We start from the raw sequence: 20,484 nt of genomic DNA, 5'->3' as shown, positions 1-20,484 counted from the left end.
AATTGTTTTATGATATTCATCCAAATTATAACTCTTTTGTAGTGCAGTGACTATAGTAAAGGTTCTACAAATATGGAACTAGCAGCAGATATGAAGTATAACGCTGCAAAAAAAATCATAGAATATACAGGACAATAATCAGTGAAAATAAGAGGTAAAGAGTATAAATTATCCAACATCTTATTTGTTTTTGTATTTTTTATTTTTTTTATATCGTTTATTGATTTAGAACCAGATAAAGAGCTTGAAATATATCAACAAGAATTGATTGAGAAAGAAAGTTGGTTAATATCTCAGTTGAATGATGTCGCAAACTTCATTAACTTTAACAAAAGTGAATATGATTATATTAATCGAGAAGTTTGGTTCACTGCTTGGTACGTCAGTCCCGAATTTAACAAGAATAAGCTGTTACGTTTACATAGCTATCTTCTCAAAAAAGGTTGGGTAGACATGACTGATAAAATTGACAAAAATAATTATATAGTCAAAACCTCAAGCAGCTCTGATGAAATAGCTAAACATATTCGTATACTCTGCAATAATAAAGCCACTATATTTATGTATATGACGGATATGCGAGAAAATTACGAATATGAATATGAATATTCTGAAGCGCGTACTTTAATAGAACTACTATATGACTATAGTTTGCCTTGCTATGACTTGAATGAAAAACAATATAATAATCCTAGTACTATAGAATTGAATAATTAATATTATTCCCTAAAAATTAATAGCTAGAAAAATTAACAAAAGGAATTTTAATGTATCAAAAAAAAATTACCCCTTTAATTCAGACTTTATTATTAGCCACAATACTATCCAGTAGTTTTCTAGCTTCTGCTTGCTCAGCGGAATCATCAAACACACAGATATCACCCAATCAAAGCACTCCTACTGAAATATATAAACTCGGACTAGCCTACTACGAAGGCGACTCAGTTACTGAAGATGATGACAAAGCTTTTGAACTGTTTCAAAAAGCTGCCAATCAAGACTATGCCCCTGCTAAACATTATCTAGGTATTATGTATTATGAAGGTTTGGGCGTAGATCAAAATTACCAAAAAGCATTCGAATGGATTGAACAAGCCGCCAACCAAGGATATGCTAATGCTCAATTCGATCTTGGAGTTATGTATCATGAAGGTATTGCTGTTAAACAAGATGAGATAAAAAAACTTGAATGGTTTCGACAAGCTGCTAACCAAGGATACACTGATGCTCAATTCAATCTCGGGATTATGTATCATGAGAGTATTGGTGTTGAGCAAGACTATCAAAAAGCAATGCAGTGGTATCTATTAGCAGCTAACAATGGATCTTTTGACGCTCAAAATAATATTGGTAATTTTTACGAAAACGGCTACGGCGTGACGCAAGATTATGATAGTGCTTTAGAGTGGTATACCAAAGCTGCTGATCAAGGGTTAGACATAGCACAATTCAATATTGGTGGTCTCTACGAGAACGGTTACGGCGTACCGCAAGATTATGACACAGCTTTTGAATGGTATAAAAAAGCGGCTGACCAAGGCAATCAAGAAGCCAGCAATAGAATCGGTAGATTGGTTATGGATGATAAAATCGACGATACAGGCATCACTATCTTCAGCACCCAAGAAACTGGTCTCACATTAGGTAATATTGAAAAAATGAGCCAATAATAACGACAGCTGTGTGAGCCAGTAGTTTTTAGCTCATACAGCTACGTATGAAATGTCTAACAACCCCATCACTCCACCAAACCACCCAAAATAGTCTTAACCTCAGTCACATACTGACCCAAATCCGGCTCCAAATGAAAGCCTTCTACCGGTGTGGGCAAACCTTTCTGCTTGCCTAATCTGACAATAATTGCATTTTCTTCTGGTAAAACCAATACGCGCTGACCTAAATGACCCAGCATGGCATAAAACGGAATCGGACTGTCCATATCCATCCACACCGAATGTCCGTAAACTTGCGCTTGCCCTGCTGCAAATGCTGATGCGTTGGGCGTAACCATAAAGTTAACGTGTTCTTTGCTAAGTAGCTGCTCGCCTTGCCATTCGCCACCGTTTAATAATAGCTGCCCAAATTTGGCAAAATCTAAAGCGCTGGCATTAAGACAGCAATATACTTTTTCGATACTTGAAGCCCCATCAAGCGACCAATACGCATCACCTTGCATACCAAGTGGTTGCCAAAACTTCTCTTCTAAATAGCTAGAAACGGTATAGCCATGCGGCTCTAATGCCCGTGATAAAGCAATACCGAGCATTTGCGTGTCGCCGGACGAGTATTCAAACTGGCCACCACATTCTTCGACAAACTCTCGATTGACCATTTGCTTGACTAAATCATGTCCGTAGTAAGATTCTGCCGTGGGATTAATAGGAAAGTAATAATCCTCGGTCCAATCATAACCCGAGGTCATCGCTGAGAAATCTGCGAGGGTACAGTTTTGCGCATACTTGTTGTCCGCGTATTCAGGCAGCCACTTGCTAATTGGTTCATCAACGCTTGATATATAACCATCTTCTACCGCTTTGAGATACAGCATAGTGGTGACGGTTTTTGCCATCGAAAAGCTATTGGTGTGCGAATCGCTGCCGTAGCCTTGCCAGTAGTTTTCGTACAGCAGTTTGCCGTCTTTGATAATGGCAAAGGCGACAGTTTCATCGGTATCTAAAGCATTTTGTAAGGTAGGCGTCAGTTTGACTTGCTCAAAGTTAGGATCTTTCTGCCAAACGATAGCGTCTTTGGCGCGGATAGTACGATTATCAAAATCGACATAATCATCGATATTGGCGGTATTTTCACCTTTAAGATAAGTGAGCTGTAAGCCGCGAAAGATATAAGCGTTGCCCGTCACCACTAAGCCCAAGCTGATAATAATCAGTAGCGCTATAATAGGTAAAACGATCCATTTAAACAGTGTTTTTAACACTACCATTATAAAATCCTTTTTTATGGCGTGGTTGATGAGTACGATCGATTATCGCTGAAGGGTTTAGCCTAGCATGGATGTGGGGTTTTGGGAGGTAGTTTCTGGGTAGCGAGTGTAGAGCTAGTTTCTATACCATCTTGCTAATAGTTTGAGCTACATTATGAAAATTAGTTTATTGTTTGAGTACCATTTATAATACAAGAGTGTAAAATATATAAATTGAATAGCACGTATAAAGGATATTGACTAGTGGATGGTAAAAAACAAGGAAATGAAACAATAAGAATAAGCTCTGATGGCCTTTATCGAGGAGCTACAGTTCATACCCCTTTCCCTCTAGAAAATAGTGATTTCCTAAAATTAACAAAGGTTAATAGCTTACTACCAATTTGGGCACACACTTTTTTTACTGGTACGAGTGTTTTTTCTATTACAGTATTAGCTAAATGGCTAAACCATAAATATTTTAATGGGATCGAAACTGTATCAAACACCGAAGGACTCACTCTACTAATCCTCATAGTATTGGCAGTAATATTCGAGGCTTTATATATAATATCACCTTCAGATAAGAAAAAAACGATCTCAAGAATTGAGAAGCACTTCTCAGAAAACAAACCTAAAGCAGCAGGATTCGGAAATGAATAAGCAATTGCCTAAAGAATATAGTCCTTTTAATAAAGTCTGGGTTTGCAGCAACACGTTCAATGAAGGTGAAATAATTTTTGAGGTTGAAGGTAATCCTGTTTTTCTCATAGGACGTGACAATGAAAGTCACAAAACATTATTATGGTTTAATGCACCAATAAAAGGAAATAATACAAATAGATGGCACAATATAATATCAAAAAATAAAGTTAATGATGTTAAGTATGAACTAAATACTACCGAGTATGGTAATGAAGTGACTTTCTTAGACCAACCTTTGCTTCAATTTAAAATAATGGACGATAATTTGGTTATTAATATAATAAACCTTACACCCATTGGTTTAAATATTTATGGAGGATTATCGTCATTAACTATTGTAGGCAACACTTTATCCGGCAATACATTTACTGGCGTTAGTACTATGATAGCTATTGGCAAATGATGATTGAGATTTACAATCTTACAAAGTACTAAATATCCGAACTCTAACTATATAAAAAAACAGCAAGATAATCTACCTTGCCGCTCTTATAAGCTCTAATTTAAATTCTAAATACTCGCCGCAACCTCTGCGCCATCACGAATGGCGCGTTTGGCATCTAGCTCAGCGGCTAGCTTTGCGCCACCGATTAGGTGATATTGCGCGTCTGGTGCATCACCAACATTTGGCATCAGCTCAACCACTGATTCTTGACCAGCACAGACCACGACGCTATCGACACGTAGCAACTGGCTTTGACCTTGATTGTTGGTGATCCAAATACCCTCATTGGTGATTTTATCGTACTGCGCGCCTGATACTTGGATGACACCATGCGATTTAATGTGCGCACGATGTACCCAGCCCGAGGTTTTATTGAGACCACGGCCCAAGCGACCTTTGGTACGCTGCATTAAATATACCTGACGAATAGGTTTAATGGCCTCAGGCTTAATCAACCCACCATCGGTTTGATACTCAGTATCCTCCGTTACGCCCCACTCTTCACGCCATTCGCTGACCGATTGCGCTTTTGGACGATAGCTTGGATCTTTTAGCAATTCAGGGCCTAGCTCATCGAGCGGCTGACCATGGCGCGCTGTGAGATATTCACTAACATCAAAACCAATACCGCCCGCACCGATGACAGCAACGGTATCACCGACTGATTTTTCACCAGAGAGCAATTCAGCATAGCTCATCACTTGTGGTAAATCAGCGCCTTCCAATTTACCTGCAAGACTTCTAGGAACGACACCAGTAGCAACGATGACGTGATGGAATTTGGCTTTCTCTAACATGTCTTTATCGACTTTGCTATTGAGTTTAATCTCAACGCCTAAGTGCTCAAGCTCGTTGATATAGTAGCGAATGGTTTCAAAGAACTCCTCTTTACCAGGGATAACTTTGGCGTAGTTAAACTGCCCACCCAAGATATCTTTTGCTTCAAATAAAGTCACATCATGACCACGCAAGGCAGCGACATGAGCGGCTGACATACCAGCCACACCACCACCGATAACGGCAACTTTTTTAGGTTTTTTGGTTTTCTTATAAACCAACTCAGTCTCGTAGCAAGCTTGTGGATTGACCAGACAAGTCGAGCGTTTATTTTCAAAAGTATGGTCTAGGCAAGCTTGGTTACAAGCGATACAGGTATTGATGCGATCGGCTTGACCGTTTTTGGCTTTATTAACCCAATGCGCATCGGCTAAGAATGGGCGCGCCATCTGAATCATATCTGCTTGACCACTAGCGACGATTTCTTCAGCCGTTTCTGGCATATTGATACGGTTGGCGGCCATCATCGGGATACTGATGTGCTTTTTAATTTCAGCGGTAAAATCAACAAACGCGGCACGCGGTACGCTGGTAACAATCGTTGGGACGCGCGCTTCATGCCAGCCGATACCGGTATTCATGATGGTCACGCCCGCCTCTTCTAAGGCTTTGGCGACGGTGATAACTTCATCCATGACGTTGCCGTCTTTGACCAAATCAATCACTGATAAGCGGAACAAAATAATAAAATCTTCACCGGCCGCTTCGCGTACTGCTTTGACCACATCGACAGCCAGCTTCATACGACCTTGAATATCACCGCCGTATTCGTCGTCGCGCTTATTGACATGACGCGATAAAAACTGATTGAGTAAATAGCCTTCTGAGCCCATGATTTCAACGCCGTCATAACCCGCTTGCTTAGACAATTTTGCACAGCGTGCATAGTCTTTTACCGTCTGCTCGATGTTTTTGATACTCATCTTACGCGGTTTAAATGGTGAGATTGGTGATTTTATCGGACTTGATGACACCACAAATGGATGATAACCATAACGACCACTGTGCAATATTTGCATGATGATTTTGCTATCATATTTATGCGCAGCACGGGTCACACGCTGATGATTAATGACGTCAGCTTTGGTATTCATCGTACCGCCAGCAGGCAGCAACCAGCCTTCGCGATTGGGCGAGATGCCGCCCGTGATCATCATCGCCACGCCGCCTTTGGCACGCTCTGCAAAATATGCCGCCAACTTACCGTAATTATAAAAACGGTCTTCAAGACCCGTATGCATTGAGCCCATGACCATGCGATTTTTTAGCGTGGTAAAGCCCAAATCCAGTGGCTCAAATAAATGCGGATAGTGTTCATTGGTGCTAGCAGTCTCAATGGTATTGGCAGTATGGCTGGCGGACATATCATTTTCCTTATGAATGGTTTATCAAACTACTTCTTAAAAGTAGAGCGGCTATGGGATTTAGCGTTACCACTATCGTAACACACCGCCATTATTATCAGCTATGCAGACAAGCGACTGATGAGTGAACACTATGTTCTCCTAGCTATCGATGACAGCTATTGACCTCACTGATCGATAGCATTTGGTTAAGTAAACACCACAAAATCAGCCCAATCTTTCACCGCGATTGTCTATAATAACCAGTTACTGATACAGTAGTTTCGATAAAAAATGGTATTACCGAATACTAGAACAACGATAAAGGACTATCACAATGACTGACTTTCACACCGGTCTTGGCAAAAATCCTGCCAACCATCAACCGCTTACCCCTATTGATTTTATCATCCGCAGCGCGCAGGTTTATCCTGATAAAACCGCCATCATCTATGATGACCTAGAACATAATAACCTAACCCAAAGCTGGCAGCAGACTTACGATCGTTGCCGGCAGCTAGCGGATGGTCTGCGTAAATTGGGCATTGATAAAAACGACACGGTGGCGGTTATGATGCCGAACACGCCAGCGATGGTTGAGTGTGCCTTTGGGGTGCCGATGTCAGGCGGCGTGCTGTGTACACTGAACACCCGACTCGATATCAATGCGCTGACCTTTTGCTTGCAGCACTCAGAAGCCAAAGTATTAATTTTAGACAGTGAGTTTGCTGAGCACGCTGAAATTATTGATGAAGCTTTTCCTAACCTTACTGTTATTCATGCCACCGATGCTGCCGTCGATACCGAGCGTTTTGGGCAAATGACTTATGACGAACTCATTGCCAGCTCCGACAGCTTAGACAACTGGGAAAAACCATTAGACGAATGGGACGCCATCGCCCTCAACTATACCTCTGGTACGACTGGCAAACCCAAGGGCGTGGTCTACCATCATCGCGGCGCGACGCTCAATGCCATCTCCAATATTCTAGATTGGGACATGCCCAAGCATACGATGTACCTATGGACGCTGCCATTATTTCATTGTAATGGCTGGTGCTTTCCGTGGACGATTGCAGAGCGCGCAGGCGTCAACGTCTGTTTGCGTCAGATTAATGCGGATTTAATTTTGCAATTGATTGCCAAGTATAAAGTCAGCCATTATTGCTCAGCGCCTGTGGTACACAATATGATTGCCAGCGGCAAGCCTGAATATAAAGACGCCATCACCCACGAAGTCAACGGCTGGGTCGCTGGTGCGCCGCCCTCTGAAACCATGCTCGCTGCTATGGAGGAAATGGGTTTTCATATCTCCCACGTCTATGGACTGACCGAAGTCTATGGACCGGTCACCGTCTGTGCGGAGCAAGAAGAATGGAATGCGCTCGATGTCGCAGAACGGTCACAGAAAAAATCACGCCAAGGCGTCACCTCTCATCTTATGACAGGATTTGATGTGTTTAAGCAAGGAACGACTGAACCCGTTGCTGCCGATGGTGAAGAAATGGGTGAGTTGGCACTGCGCGGCAATATGGTGATGAAAGGCTATCTAAAAAGCCGAAAAGCCACCGAAGCGGCCTTTGCTGATGGCTGGTTTCGTACTGGTGATTTGGGCGTTAAATATCCTGATGGCTATATTAAAATTATGGATCGCCTCAAAGATATCATCATCTCAGGCGGTGAAAACATCTCCAGTATTGAAGTCGAAAACGTCTTATATAAAATGCCAGAAATTCAAAGCTGTGCTGTCGTCGCCGCACCGCATGATAAATGGGGCGAAGTGCCCGTTGCCTTTATCGAGATTTATGCTGGCAGCACTTTACAGCGTGACCATGTAATGGAGCATTGCACACAATATTTAGCGGGTTTTAAAGTGCCAAAATATATCGTTTTTGCCGAAATACCGAAGACCAGTACCGGTAAAGTGCAGAAGTTTGAGCTACGCCAAGCCGCTAAATCACTGGCCCATGAAACGCCAAAAGTAACTTTTAGCACAAAATAATATCTTCAAAAGCTAAGGTGGCAAGGAAAACGAGCGTAAGCACTACAATCGGTAGGTTTAGCGAGTTTGACAAAGCTAACTTATTTTTGAGGATATTATTAAACCAGCCCATGCTAATTAAGCTTGGGCTCAAGCCATTGATAGATTAGCATGCCCGCTATCATCGCTGGGATAAAGACATAAGCCTGCCACTGTCCTGTTCCAAGTAGCACGATACCGGGACCTGGGCAAATACCAACCAAACCCCAACCGATACCAAATAGCATCGCGCCGATTAATAGTTTTTTATTAATCATCGTTTTACTTGGCATTTCAATTAACGTGCCAATCCAGCTGGTCTGTTGACGCTTCGCCAGTTGTACACCGACGATTGCCACTATCAAACCACCGCCCATCACTAGCGCAAGTGAAATATCCCACGCCCCAAAGACGTCCAAAAACCCTTGTACTTTAACAGGATCGGTCATTCCAGATATCAGCAGTCCAAAACCAAATAGTAACCCTGCTAGTAATCCAATTATATTTTTTAGCATTATTATTTCTCGCTATTCTCTTTTATTAATTTTTCGCTGGTATAGTTAATTCGTTTTAAAAGGTTATAGAGAGGCGGATAGAAATTTTTGCAGCCTCTGTCTGCGCAGGCACAGTACGCCAGAAATTTTTTATCCGCCTCGTGTATAAATGACATACTTATTACTCATACTGTGATTCAAAACACACTCAAAATATGCCGACCCAAATAAACCGTCACAATACCAAAGAACATAAAAGTCACCGTCGCCGCCATCGAACGTGGAGACAGGCGCGCATTACCACAGATACCATGTCCACTGGTACAGCCTGAGCCTAAACGTGTGCCAAAACCGACCAGCAACCCCGCGCCAATTAATAACGGCAGTGAGGTACTAACTTCTATATCAGGTAACGGTTTTACCAAACTATAAAATAGTGGCGAGACGACCAGACCCAGTATAAATAATACCTGCCACATCTCTACACGCTTGGGCTTTAATAAACTTGAGAAAATACCACTAATCCCAGCAATACGCCCAATACCTAATAACAGGATGACGGTTGCGACGCCCAGTATCAGACCACCTACTAAAGAGAGTGGCGTAAATGCTTGCCAGTCTATTTGTATACTCATAATAGTTACCTAAGCCAATTTTTATTAATACCAAACTCAAAAAGTACGATTAGCTGGGTCAAACTCGTTTAGTCTACAGTACGTAGCACTTGCACTCGTTTTCCTTGCTACTCTAATTTTTGTGAATGCTATAAGAACAGTTTTAGAAATCGATTTATAATAAAACATTATATAATAAAACATAATAAATAGGTAAAAAAATACTGAACCCCGCGTATGCAAGGCTCAGTATCTCTTTATTTGATTACTGACTGGCTAAATAAACCTATTGGCTAATAAACCAGTCAACTGCTCAAATTATTTTGCTAATACTTCATCGAGTGCTTTTTCAAAACGCTCTACCGCACCGTCAACGTCCGTTAGTTTATCTAAACCAAACAGACCCAAACGGAAGGTTTTAAAGTTATCAGGCTCACCAACATTTAATGGTACGCCAGCGGCAATTTGTAATCCAGCTTCAGCAAAGGCACTGCCCTTATGGATATCATCACGGTCGGTATAAGAGACCACAACGCCTGGCGCTTTAAAGCCATCAGCCGCCACACTTTCAAAACCTTTGCCAGCCAATACTTCACGGATGCGGTTGCCCAATTCCCACTGTGCCGCGCATAGTTTATCAAAGCCAATTTCTTTGGCCTCGTTAATAGTATCGCGGAACTGGCGTAAGCTATCAGTTGGCATGGTGGCATGGTACGCATGACCGCCATTTTCATAAGCGCGCATGACCGTTAGCCATTGTTTCAAATCAAGACTGAAGCAATTAGATTCAGTACTTTCTACTTTTTTGATTGCAGCGTCGCTTAGCATGACAAGACCTGCACATGGGGTACTGCTCCAACCTTTTTGCGGCGCACTGATTAGGACATCAATACCCAAGTCTTTCATATCGAGCCATACGCAACCTGAGGCGATACAGTCGATGACCAATAAACCACCAACGCTATGTACTGCTTCACTCAATGCTTTGATGTAGTCTTCTGTTAAAATAATACCCGATGAGGTTTCAACGTGCGGGGCATAAACGATAGCTGGTTTGTCTTCTTTAATTTTGGCAACAGCACTGTCGATATCGACTGGCGCGAATGGTTTTGGTGCTTCACCATCATCAGCACGCTCAGCCGTTAAGACTGTAGACGATTTGGCAAATTTACCTTTTTCTAGAATTTGCGTCCAACGATAACTAAACCAACCATTACGGATGATTAGGCAGTCTTCGTCAATGGTCAGCTGGCGGGCGACCGCTTCCATACCATAAGTACCAGAACCTGGAATGATAACCGCTGCTTCAGCGTTATAAACTGTTTTTAGGTTGCTCAATAAATCATTCATCACCTCTTGAAAGGCTTTTGACATATGATTGAGGGCGCGGTCGGTATAAACCACTGAGTATTCTAATAAGCCGTTTGGATCAATATCTTGACGTAATGCAGTCATGTGACGCTCCTGTCTGTTGTAATGTTTTTTAAGTATGGGTTTGAACAAAATTTAGATATTATCTTAGCAAATTTAGGCCAACTATTATTTTGATTAAATGTTTTTTTGACCAAAAAATAGGATAGCCAAATACTACTATAGATAGTATGAACTAAGTACTAATATCGAGTAATAATCGAGAGTTTGACGCTGGGTTGACGATATAGCACTTTATCCTAGCGCTATTGCCGTTGATGGTTGTATCTTTTACGTCGTTGGTGTTCTTAACGTTAAACGAAAACGCATATGATGTGCGCACCATCATTATTGCTACGCAGAGGTAGAAGGATAATAATGGTCATTGATAGCTAGTGAAATGAGCAGATATTAAGTGAGAATAAATGCGCTGGGATTTTTTAAAACGTAATTTTTAAAAAAATAGTAGTCAGCGACGTACTATTACAGCATAACAGCAAATTATCACTACTTAATATATTCATAACAGCTTGATATTAGCACTGATAATGCAGGTTGACAACGCTATATTTGCATAATAATTTTGCATGGGAATAGCGTTTATGTGATTTAAAAATTATTGATAAATAGATGACAACTATCGATGGCTACGGTGAGCATCTTGTAGCCCTGATACCACAAAGTCTAGCAATTCATTATCACCCTCGCGCGCCGCTTTTCGCATCAATTTCGATGGTGCGTGCGTTAACGTCTGGGTCAAACGCCGTGACAATTCAGTGATAATGTCTTCAGGACTGGCGTTATCCTGTTGCAGCTTAGCAATAGACTCATGCAGCAGTTTATCGACTTGATCGTGGGTGCGCGCCCGATACTTTTGAATGTCCTTGCCCACTTGACGCACTTGAAAACGCCGATCCATCTCAACAACCAACTGGCTGACTAACAGCTCAGCATCTACCGCTGCTTGGCGGCGTTGCTCAATATTACCGGCAATCACATGCTGCAAATCATCGACAGAATACAAATACACATCATCGATGCGGCTAATGGTCGAGTCAATATCGCGTGGAACTGCCAAATCGATCATCAGCATCGGTTGATAGCGACGAATTTTAAGCGCTCGCAGCGTCATGGTTTTATCAATCAGTAAATCCATACTCCCACTACAGCTACTGACAATATCGGCTTCTGCCAATACTTGCGGTAGCTGCTGTAGAGGCTTGACCTCAACGAGACGTCCTGGTCGACGCAGCTCGGCAGCTAAAGCTTCAGCGCGCTCAGGATTACGGTTACAAATAATAACCCGCCCAACCCCAAGCCCAGCAATATGCGTCGCCACCAAGCGATTCATCTCGCCTGCGGCAACCACCAATAAGGTGCGATTGGATAAATCGTCAAATATTTGCGTCACCAATTTGGCCGCAGCATAGCTAAGCGATACCGCTTGAGCGCCAACTTGGGTTTCGTTACGTACCCGCTTAGCAGCAGCATAGACTTGATCGACAACCCAGCCCAGCTGATTACTGAGTGCGTTTTGATCTTGCGCCAGATGGACGGAGCGCTTGATTTGACCCAGTATTTGCGGCTCACCCAGTATCATAGAATCAAGCCCAGCGGCGACTCTCAGCCAATGCGTCAAAGCATGAGTATCACGATGGACATACAGATAAGGGTCGACTTCACTTAGTGGCAACTGCTTAAAATCCGCCAGCCACTGTTTGATTTTTAAGATATGGGCGCTGATGGCCGCTGAAGAGGTCTGAGAGCTACTAGTATTATTGGTAGAGACAACAGTAGCAACTTGCTGTTCTGATATTGGCGCGCCTGATATCTGTGGGACTAGCGCATAAATCTCAGTGCGGTTACAAGTCGAGACTATCACGCTACCATCAGTAAAGCCTTGTAGCTGCCTAAGCCCGAGAGCCACATCGTCACCCACAAGCACCAAGCGCTCACGTAGAGCGACTGGTGCAGTTTTGTGATTGACCCCAATGACCACTAATCTCATTATTGATAGACCATAAATATAACGTTCACCTGCCAGCCAAACTCTATTAGAGCTTTAACAAACAATTTTAACCAGCAACTTATCAAAGATATTTTTTCAAAAATAGCTGCAAATCTAACCATAGCTGCAAACACAGCACTGGATAAACTGCCTTTGAAAAAATCTATTCAAAAAAAGTATATTTAAAGAGCCCTGCCAAAGCAAAACCCTAAAAGCCGCTTATTATATCATCATTGCCAGCTTTATTTAACTCTCGCCCCTCTGCGAAGGCTATTTGTCTGTATCTGGGCGCAGATGTCATAAATCAACTACCGAGACCATTTGTAAAACCAATCTCTAGATTTTAGCAAGTATTTATAAAGTCAGACCCATACCACTCGCTTATTTGAAGCTAAATTGTTATATTTTTAACCTGGTTCAATTATGCCGTATTGAATACTCAATCATGGCATTGATAGAGACTGTTTTTAGACGATTCGACGTTATAAGATATTATAAGACGTTATAAACAGTCCGCTTAATCATTCTAAGGGCTTATTTTTAGCAGTGCAGCGGCTAAAGGAACCCTGACTCTAGGGGCTGATGCCGATATCTGAGTAACACGACCACTATTGTTTGTAGCATATATCTACTCTTATAATGTTTGTCGTGGGTATTCGTAACCGACATTTAGGGTTTGTTTAATATTCAAATACTAGGGCGTGTCCGCAATCTGAATAAAAGTGATTAAATAGGCTAAAAATGAGGACAGGCCCTAGGACTGCTGATGATATGGGTTTTTTGCTGCCGCAGCACGTTGCTATGAATGTATCTTTTTTATTGAGACCTAACTATTAGGTAAATAATGGGCGAATACGGTTATCTATGATTTATTTTGAGTCATTATTTCGATCAAATCCGGCGCATGACGACCAAGTGAGCCTTCGTGATTTATTGCGTGTTGTCATTGAGCGTCTCTGCCACCGTTACAAGCTAACTTTATCATTGGCCGTTTGCTTATGCTTGTCATATTCGGCTCATGCCAACCCCATAAGCCCATCATTGATAAACGCTTCTTCAACAAATGCACCTATAATGGCCTCAGCACTAACCAATGATAGTGCCACCTCTGATAAGGTTTCTAATAAAAATAATAACCGTCAAATACAAACTATAGAAGATTCTATAGACGTCAATCGTCTGGCGCCGAGCGGTGCGTCGTCTACCCTTAATAAGCCAAGTTTTAGCGAGCCAAGCCTATATGCTGTTTTGGATGCCGAATTTGCAGCAGATCGTGGTGACCCTCAGCGAGCCATCACTATTTATAAACAGCAATCCTTCAAAGAAGATGCGACAGCGGTATTTGAAAGGGCGCTTAGTCTGTCTTTACGTAGCGAAAAGGTCGAGAAGTCATTACACTTTGCCCAATCGTGGCAAAACCAGAATCCTGACCACGTACCTGCTTGGTTTTATGTGGCACATTTAGCCCTGCGAGCACATGACTATATATTGGCGGGTGACACGCTAAACCGTATTTTGCGTTATGACCCTCGAGCAGATTTAAGCGAAATCCTTATCGGTATTTATCCCAATAACGATAAAGATAAACGCGACCTACTCGCCGCTTTGCAACCACTGGACAGCGAGGAAAACGCCTCCTTGTCTGTATTAAAAGCGGGTTTGCTCTACCAGTTTAATGAGCCTGAGAGTGCCATTGTTCATATCAACCACGCTTTAGAGCACCAGCCTGATTATGTGCCTTTTATCACCTTAAAAGCCGATATCTTGCGTAAAATAGAACCGGCTGAAGCGGTCATCAATTATGTTGCCCAAGCGCGCCTACGTCATCCTGATAATAAAAGTTTATATCTATATGAGATTCGCTATTTGCTGGATTTAAAACAAAGCCAAGAAGCATGGCAATTATTGCTTGAAGCGCATAACCGCTTTAGTGACGATGCCGAGATTACTTTATTAGCCGCATTGGTGAGCTTGGATATCGAAGAATACGCCAGTGCCGATGTGCTACTTAACCAGTTAGCCAAAAGCCCTACTTATCTTGATCAAGCCTACTATTATCTCGGTATCAGTGCCGAACGCCAGCAGCGCTTTGAGCAAGCCAAATACTATCTCAATGGCGTCATGCAAGAAGACTTAGTGCTAGAAGCCCGTCGAAAGGTGGTGGCTTTTGAATTGCTCAATGATGATATCGATGCAGCCATCGCCACTCTAGAAAAACTCCGCAAAGATTTTAGTGTATTTGCCCCTGATAGCCTTGTCATGCAAGCTGATATTTTATGGCAGCAAAACGAGAGCGAAGAAGCGTTGCGTTTATTAACTAAAGCCACTCGTAAGTACCCTGATAGTGAGATGCTTTTGTTTGCGCGTGCCCAACTCCTTGATGACCAAGACGACTATATCGTTAAGCGCACCCTTCTCAATCATTTGCAGGCACTAGATCCTAAAAACTTGGCTTACCAGCTCAGTTATGCACAATTACTACTGGCTAATGAACGTGGCTCTGAGCAAGGGTTGGCATTAGCGACGGCTATTATTCAGATTCGCTACGATGACCCACGTTATGATAATGATCTGCACCTGCAAGCACTGAATGTGCTGGCGAGCAATGCGTTAGCCAATAAAAATCACCAACAGGTTATCGACTATTTACAAACACCTTATGATGTATTCCCTACCTTGCGTTCAGGTACATTGCTACTACGGGCTTATCAAGGGTTGGGCGATAATGAAAAAGTCGAGGCGTTGCTCGCAGATTTACAGCAGCGCTTTTCATTTGGGCAGCACAACATCAATGACCGTATACAGCTTTATTAGGCCGTGTTGAACATCGACCATAGCAGTGAAAAACCGTAAAAAACAATCGATGGTTAATGATAAAAGTAGCAAAATATAGTTACCATAAAAGCTACAAGCCACTTATAAGAAGCTAACAGCCACGCATCACTGGGTAACAAATAACGCTTAAGCTAACCTATTTTCTAGACAATAATTTTGCAAATTTATCCATTTTTGAGGAAACATCATGTCAGCACTACCCCTTTCTTATAAGTCTAATAAGTTAATTCTCCTAACTGCGATCACCGCAACAATGGCCATCACCGCAACAATGGCCATCATGTCCGGCTGTCAATCGATGAAAACCGCCAGCGCAACCAATCAGCCCACCACCATCCAAGGTCAAAACGCTGAGCAACCAAAAAAGCTAGAAAACTTTAACATCACTGGCAAGATTGGGGTGACAACGCCTGGTAATGACACCTCAGGAACCCAAGGCGGTAGTGCGTTTTATGCATGGGGACAACAAAATGATCGCTTTGCTATCGAATTGATTGGTGCGCTCGGTATTGGTAAAACCAATATTGAATTTAACGGTCAGTCGGCTACCTTAGTGAGCGAAAAAACCGGTACATTAACCGCTGATGACCCCGAAACCTTGCTAAAAAAGGCCACCGGTTGGCAAGCGCCTATCTCACAAATGCCGTATTGGATATCTGGTCGCCCAGCACCATCCGATAGCACTCCACAATTGGATGCCCAAAATCGTTTAATCAGCTCGGTAAACGGTGATTGGCAAGCCAGCTTCACTTATAAGGGTGCTGATAAACTGCCTAACAAAATCAGCGCGGTTCAAGCACAAGGCAATAAAGTCGTAATGACCATTAACCATTAAACCGTCATTGATTCATGCCCCAATATTTAGCCCACACTCTACCACCACTGCTTATTAAGATAGCTATTAATGACTGAAAGTTATGATTAAAAACTTAGCCGCGCTGCCCGCTTCTACCATTTCCCGTTTATCACCGGCGAAAATTAATTTGTTTTTGCATATTACGGGTAAGCGTGCCGATGGTTATCATAACTTGCAGACGATTTTTCGCCTGCTCGATTGGGGTGATTACCTGCATTTTTCGGTTATTAATAAAGCAACGGTTATAGAGAGCACAGCAGATATCAACCTCCTTTGTAGTCGACTGCTAATACTGACTGGCGCAGACACCATCACCAGCAGTGTAGAAGATAATCTCATCTTTAAAGCCGCCCGTGCATTACTAGTGTTTGTCATTCAATCAAACAAGCTACCTAAACAGCTGCCGCAGATACAAATCACTCTAGACAAACATTTACCGATGGGTGCAGGCTTAGGCGGTGGCTCATCCAATGCCGCGACGACATTAATTGTACTGAACGAAATCTGGCAACTTAATCTTAATCAAAATGAGCTGATAAAAATTGGCACAAGTATTGGTGCGGATGTACCTATATTTATCTTTGGTCAAGACGCTATTGCCATGGGTATTGGTGAGCAGTTGACTGCCATTGATTTGCCGGATCAGCAATATTTAGTACTGACACCAAATGCTCACGTCAATACTGCTGAGATTTTTTCGCATACCAAGCTACAGCGAGATATCGCCCCGCTATCAATTGAAACCATGAAAAACCAGTCTAATGATTATAGGCAACATTTAAATGCGCCTTATCAAAACGTCTTTACCCCTGTAGTCACTAGCCTTGCCCCTGCCGTCGATGAAGCATTACGTTATTTACATGGGCTAGAGACGCAAGCACTCGGCACAGCAAGAATGACTGGCTCAGGTAGCGCGGTATTCTTGCCGTTGGATGCGAGTATTACGACTGATAAGGCGCTGTTAGCAAAATGGCTTGAAGATGCACCTTGCTCGGGGTATGTGATTGGGAGTTTATAAGTTGGACGTTAAGCCCGCGTAAGGTGCGCCCAGCGTACCAAATGGACTACCAAAACCACATCAGTATTCGTTGTTTACGAATAAAAGCCAGAAAAAGGCGCAAATGACTTGCAAAAGCTGAATATTTATTTATAATAGGTCGCCTCAATAGGGGTATAGCCAAGTTGGTAAGGCATCAGGTTTTGATCCTGACATCCGTTGGTTCGAGTCCAGCTACCCCTGCCATTTTTAAGCTCAAAGCGTTTGAAGTGCATTTATGATAAGTGGTTTAAGATAGCTGCTTATTGACATTGACAACGTTATCCCAGTTTCGGTATAGTTCGCAATGAGCACCGTTAGGGAAAAGTTATGTTTTAGACGATTTACTCGTTTATCAGATAACGAACAGGTCGTGACGCTATTCTAATAATGACTTTTAATAGAAATTACTTTTAGATATCGACGTACACAGCCTAGACATTACAGGGGTATAGCCAAGTTGGTAAGGCATCAGGTTTTGATCCTGACATCCGTTGGTTCGAGTCCAGCTACCCCTGCCATTTTTTACTGTAATAGTAGTCATCAATACTTTTCACCACTCTTTTCTGAATTTGAGCAGTTTGACACTGCTTAGCGGTCGCTGCTTGAGTCAATCAATAGGACTTCTGTCATGCCTTATTTGGCGATTTTTACGGGTAATGCCCACCCAGAATTAGCAAAAACCGTAGCCGATCATCTCCATATACCTCTTGGTAAAGCTGACATCACGCGTTTTTCTGATGGCGAAATTGCCGTGGAAATCAAAGAGCACGTACGCGGTAAAGACGTGTTTATCATGCAGCCTACTTGTGCTCCGACCAATGACAATTTGATGGAAATCATGATGATGGCCGATGCTTTGCGTCGTTCTAGTGCTGGTCGTATCACCGCTGTCATGCCGTATTTCGGTTATGCCCGTCAAGACCGTCGTCCACGTTCTGCTCGTGTGCCTATCTCAGCCAAAGTCGTCGCTGATATGCTCAACATCGTCAGTATCGATCGGGTGATGACCGTTGATTTGCACTCAGACCAAATTCAAGGTTTCTTTGATATTCCTGTCGATAACATCTATGGTACGCCGGTACTATTAAACGATCTACAAAAACAAGATTATGACAACATCATGGTTGTCTCTCCTGATGTCGGCGGTGTGGTTCGTGCGCGTGCCATGGCCAAGCAATTGGGCGATACCGATATGGCGATTATTGATAAACGCCGTGCCCGTGCTAATGAATCACAGGTAATGCATATTATCGGTGATGTTCGTGATCGTGATTGCGTCATCGTTGATGATATGGTCGATACCGCTGGAACCTTATGCAAAGCGGCTGAAGCGCTAAAAGAAAATGGTGCACGCCGCGTATTAGCCTATATCACCCACCCTGTCCTATCTGGTAACGCCCTGAAAAATATCAGCGAATCAGCATTGGATGAGATTGTGGTTACCGATACAATTCCATTGTCTGATGCTGCCAAAGCTTGTAGCAAAATTCGCCAAGTCAGCATCGCGCCGATGCTAGCTGAGAGCTTACGCCGTATCAATAACGAAGAATCTATCAGCGCCATGTTTGATGCGTAAGGTTTAAACTATCATTACTGGAGTTTTTGGTAGCAATACTCGTTAGGATAAACGATCAGTAGCTTCTAACTAATAGAGTATCAATAGAGCGTCAAGTTTCATTACTTGGCGCTTTTTTTGCATAACAGTTTTGTGCTGTTATTTGCATAGGCCTTTTGCATAGCGATTTTACGTAGGTCTTTATTATTACTACATAATCACGTATAATGCGCGCCTGTGCCGTCCGTTTATTTAATTTAAAAGGTAGGCCGACTAAAAAGTGCTGATCATGCTTAAAAGTAACGGCTACTATGATAATTAACATCATAAAAATCGTTATATTGAGCAAATAGCCAAACTTAGACCTTGTGCGTTTTAGCAGCAACGATAAGTCTTAGCTATCATCACGTATTAGTGGATTGGTCGCAAATCCACTTTTTTATGACCAGACACTTCATCATTCTTTTTATAGGATTACATCCATGAGTATTAATCATTTTGAACTAAACGCTGTTGATCGTTCTGCTGAACAGCAAGGTAAAGGTGCGAGCCGCCGCCTACGTAAGCAGAATCTAGTTCCTGCTATCATCTATGGTGGTGGCGAAGAGCCAACGGCTATCTCTATCAAGATTAACGAGTTGGTAAAATCACTTGAATTCGAAGCTTTCTTTTCACACATTTTGACGCTAAATGTTGATGGTGAAGAGCATCAAGCCGTTATCAAAGACTTGCAACGCCATCCAGCTAAAGGCTTCCCAATGCATGCTGACTTCCAGCGCATTGTAAAAGGTCAGAAAATCAACATGAACGTTCCTGTGCATTTTGCTGGTCGTGAAGAAGCACCAGGTACTAAAGCTGGCGGTATCTTGTCTACGCTAGTTTCTGATATCGAAATCGTTTGCCTACCATCACAGCTACCTGAATACTTAGAAGTTGATGTGTCTGGTATGGAAATTGGTGATTTATTCCGTCTATCAGATATCGATCTGCCTGAAGGCGTTATCATCTTTGAACTTGATATGGAAGATGCACACGACCGTACTATCGTTAACATGCAGCCACCAACGGTTGAAGAAGTTGACGAAGATGCTGACGACGTTGATGCAGCTGACGTGCCTGCTACTGAGCAAGGTGCTGAAGCTGAAGACAAAGACGGCGAATAATAAACTACTTCTATATAGCGGCCTATCGTTTGCTATATAGAAGCTGGTTCGTTTAGTCAAAAAACAGCAGGTGATGAATATCTCCTGCTGTTTTTTTAAGTAAGGTTTGAAAAGTAGGATAGCTGTTATGTAGGACAATTATCATAGATTCATCTTACTTTTCAAACCTTACCACTCACTTATTAGGTGGTGTGTCAGAAAGTATGCTGAAGAAATAAAGGAGGGTGACAGCCAAAGCAA

At 42.4% G+C, this 20,484-nt stretch carries 16 protein-coding genes and 2 tRNA genes; 12 read left to right on the top strand and 6 right to left on the bottom strand.

Features of this window, described 5'->3' with window-relative positions:
• The first annotated feature begins 141 nt into the window (after positions 1–141).
• On the top strand, positions 142–717 hold the full coding sequence (locus tag EI161_RS08425; protein ID WP_192523794.1) for a hypothetical protein: 576 nt from the start codon (positions 142–144) through the stop codon (positions 715–717).
• Positions 718–767: 50 nt separating this feature from the next.
• Positions 768–1,670, top strand: a complete 903-nt coding sequence (locus tag EI161_RS08420; protein ID WP_192523793.1) for a tetratricopeptide repeat protein — start codon at positions 768–770, stop codon at positions 1,668–1,670.
• 68 nt (positions 1,671–1,738) lie between these two features.
• On the opposite strand, the gene EI161_RS08415 is transcribed toward EI161_RS08420, so the two are convergent.
• Complete coding sequence (locus EI161_RS08415) at positions 1,739–2,941, bottom strand: serine hydrolase domain-containing protein (protein WP_192523792.1); 1,203 nt, start codon at positions 2,939–2,941, stop codon at positions 1,739–1,741.
• 243 nt (positions 2,942–3,184) lie between these two features.
• Here EI161_RS08415 and EI161_RS08410 point away from each other — a divergent pair, with 243 nt between their 5' ends.
• Positions 3,185–3,583, top strand: coding sequence for a hypothetical protein (locus tag EI161_RS08410; protein ID WP_192523791.1), 399 nt, complete (start codon positions 3,185–3,187; stop codon positions 3,581–3,583).
• On the top strand, positions 3,576–4,028 hold the full coding sequence (locus EI161_RS08405) for a hypothetical protein (protein ID WP_192523790.1): 453 nt from the start codon (positions 3,576–3,578) through the stop codon (positions 4,026–4,028). The genes EI161_RS08410 and EI161_RS08405 overlap by 8 nt, the downstream gene beginning before the upstream one ends.
• A gap of 107 nt (positions 4,029–4,135) precedes the next feature.
• On the opposite strand, the gene EI161_RS08400 is transcribed toward EI161_RS08405, so the two are convergent.
• Positions 4,136–6,271, bottom strand: a complete 2,136-nt coding sequence (locus tag EI161_RS08400; RefSeq protein ID WP_192523789.1) for an NADPH-dependent 2,4-dienoyl-CoA reductase — start codon at positions 6,269–6,271, stop codon at positions 4,136–4,138.
• A 316-nt stretch (positions 6,272–6,587) separates the two neighbouring features.
• Between EI161_RS08400 and EI161_RS08395 the strand changes: the two genes are divergently transcribed.
• Positions 6,588–8,252, top strand: coding sequence for an AMP-binding protein (locus EI161_RS08395; protein ID WP_192523788.1), 1,665 nt, complete (start codon positions 6,588–6,590; stop codon positions 8,250–8,252).
• Positions 8,253–8,365: 113 nt separating this feature from the next.
• On the opposite strand, the gene EI161_RS08390 is transcribed toward EI161_RS08395, so the two are convergent.
• The 4 genes from EI161_RS08390 to hemA all read right to left on the bottom strand — a co-directional run bounded on the left by EI161_RS08390 (position 8,366) and on the right by hemA (position 12,796).
• The gene (locus tag EI161_RS08390; protein WP_192523787.1) at positions 8,366–8,785 is read right to left on the bottom strand and encodes a DUF6691 family protein; all 420 of its coding nucleotides are present in this window, start codon (positions 8,783–8,785) and stop codon (positions 8,366–8,368) included.
• Between the two features lie 176 nt (positions 8,786–8,961).
• Positions 8,962–9,399, bottom strand: coding sequence for a YeeE/YedE family protein (locus EI161_RS08385; protein ID WP_192523786.1), 438 nt, complete (start codon positions 9,397–9,399; stop codon positions 8,962–8,964).
• A gap of 297 nt (positions 9,400–9,696) precedes the next feature.
• A complete protein-coding gene (locus EI161_RS08380; RefSeq protein WP_192523785.1) occupies positions 9,697–10,833 on the bottom strand; it encodes an aminotransferase class V-fold PLP-dependent enzyme in 1,137 nt (378 codons plus the stop codon).
• Between the two features lie 592 nt (positions 10,834–11,425).
• A complete protein-coding gene (hemA, locus tag EI161_RS08375; protein ID WP_192523784.1) occupies positions 11,426–12,796 on the bottom strand; it encodes a glutamyl-tRNA reductase in 1,371 nt (456 codons plus the stop codon).
• A 1,074-nt stretch (positions 12,797–13,870) separates the two neighbouring features.
• On the opposite strand from hemA, the gene EI161_RS08370 reads away from it, so the two are divergent.
• The 7 genes from EI161_RS08370 to EI161_RS08340 all read left to right on the top strand — a co-directional run bounded on the left by EI161_RS08370 (position 13,871) and on the right by EI161_RS08340 (position 20,244).
• Positions 13,871–15,610 carry a tetratricopeptide repeat protein gene (locus EI161_RS08370; protein WP_225735298.1) on the top strand — a complete coding sequence of 580 codons (1,740 nt, stop codon included), beginning with the start codon at positions 13,871–13,873 and terminating at the stop codon, positions 15,608–15,610.
• Positions 15,611–15,818: 208 nt separating this feature from the next.
• On the top strand, positions 15,819–16,466 hold the full coding sequence (gene lolB / locus EI161_RS08365) for a lipoprotein insertase outer membrane protein LolB (RefSeq protein WP_192523782.1): 648 nt from the start codon (positions 15,819–15,821) through the stop codon (positions 16,464–16,466).
• 82 nt (positions 16,467–16,548) lie between these two features.
• Positions 16,549–17,505, top strand: a complete 957-nt coding sequence (gene ispE, locus EI161_RS08360) for a 4-(cytidine 5'-diphospho)-2-C-methyl-D-erythritol kinase (protein WP_192523781.1) — start codon at positions 16,549–16,551, stop codon at positions 17,503–17,505.
• 149 nt (positions 17,506–17,654) lie between these two features.
• A tRNA-Gln gene (locus EI161_RS08355) sits at positions 17,655–17,730 on the top strand.
• Between the two features lie 238 nt (positions 17,731–17,968).
• Positions 17,969–18,044: transfer RNA gene (locus tag EI161_RS08350), tRNA-Gln, on the top strand.
• Between the two features lie 110 nt (positions 18,045–18,154).
• Positions 18,155–19,102, top strand: coding sequence for a ribose-phosphate pyrophosphokinase (locus EI161_RS08345; RefSeq protein WP_192523780.1), 948 nt, complete (start codon positions 18,155–18,157; stop codon positions 19,100–19,102).
• A gap of 461 nt (positions 19,103–19,563) precedes the next feature.
• A complete protein-coding gene (locus EI161_RS08340) occupies positions 19,564–20,244 on the top strand; it encodes a 50S ribosomal protein L25/general stress protein Ctc (RefSeq protein WP_192523779.1) in 681 nt (226 codons plus the stop codon).
• Positions 20,245–20,484 lie beyond the last annotated feature (240 nt).

Origin of the sequence: Psychrobacter sp. FME5 (assembly GCF_014861375.1) — a bacterium.
GTDB lineage: Bacteria > Pseudomonadota > Gammaproteobacteria > Pseudomonadales > Moraxellaceae > Psychrobacter.
The sequence above is the reverse complement of the archived record's forward strand: the minus strand, read 5'-3'. Positions and strand labels throughout refer to the sequence as shown.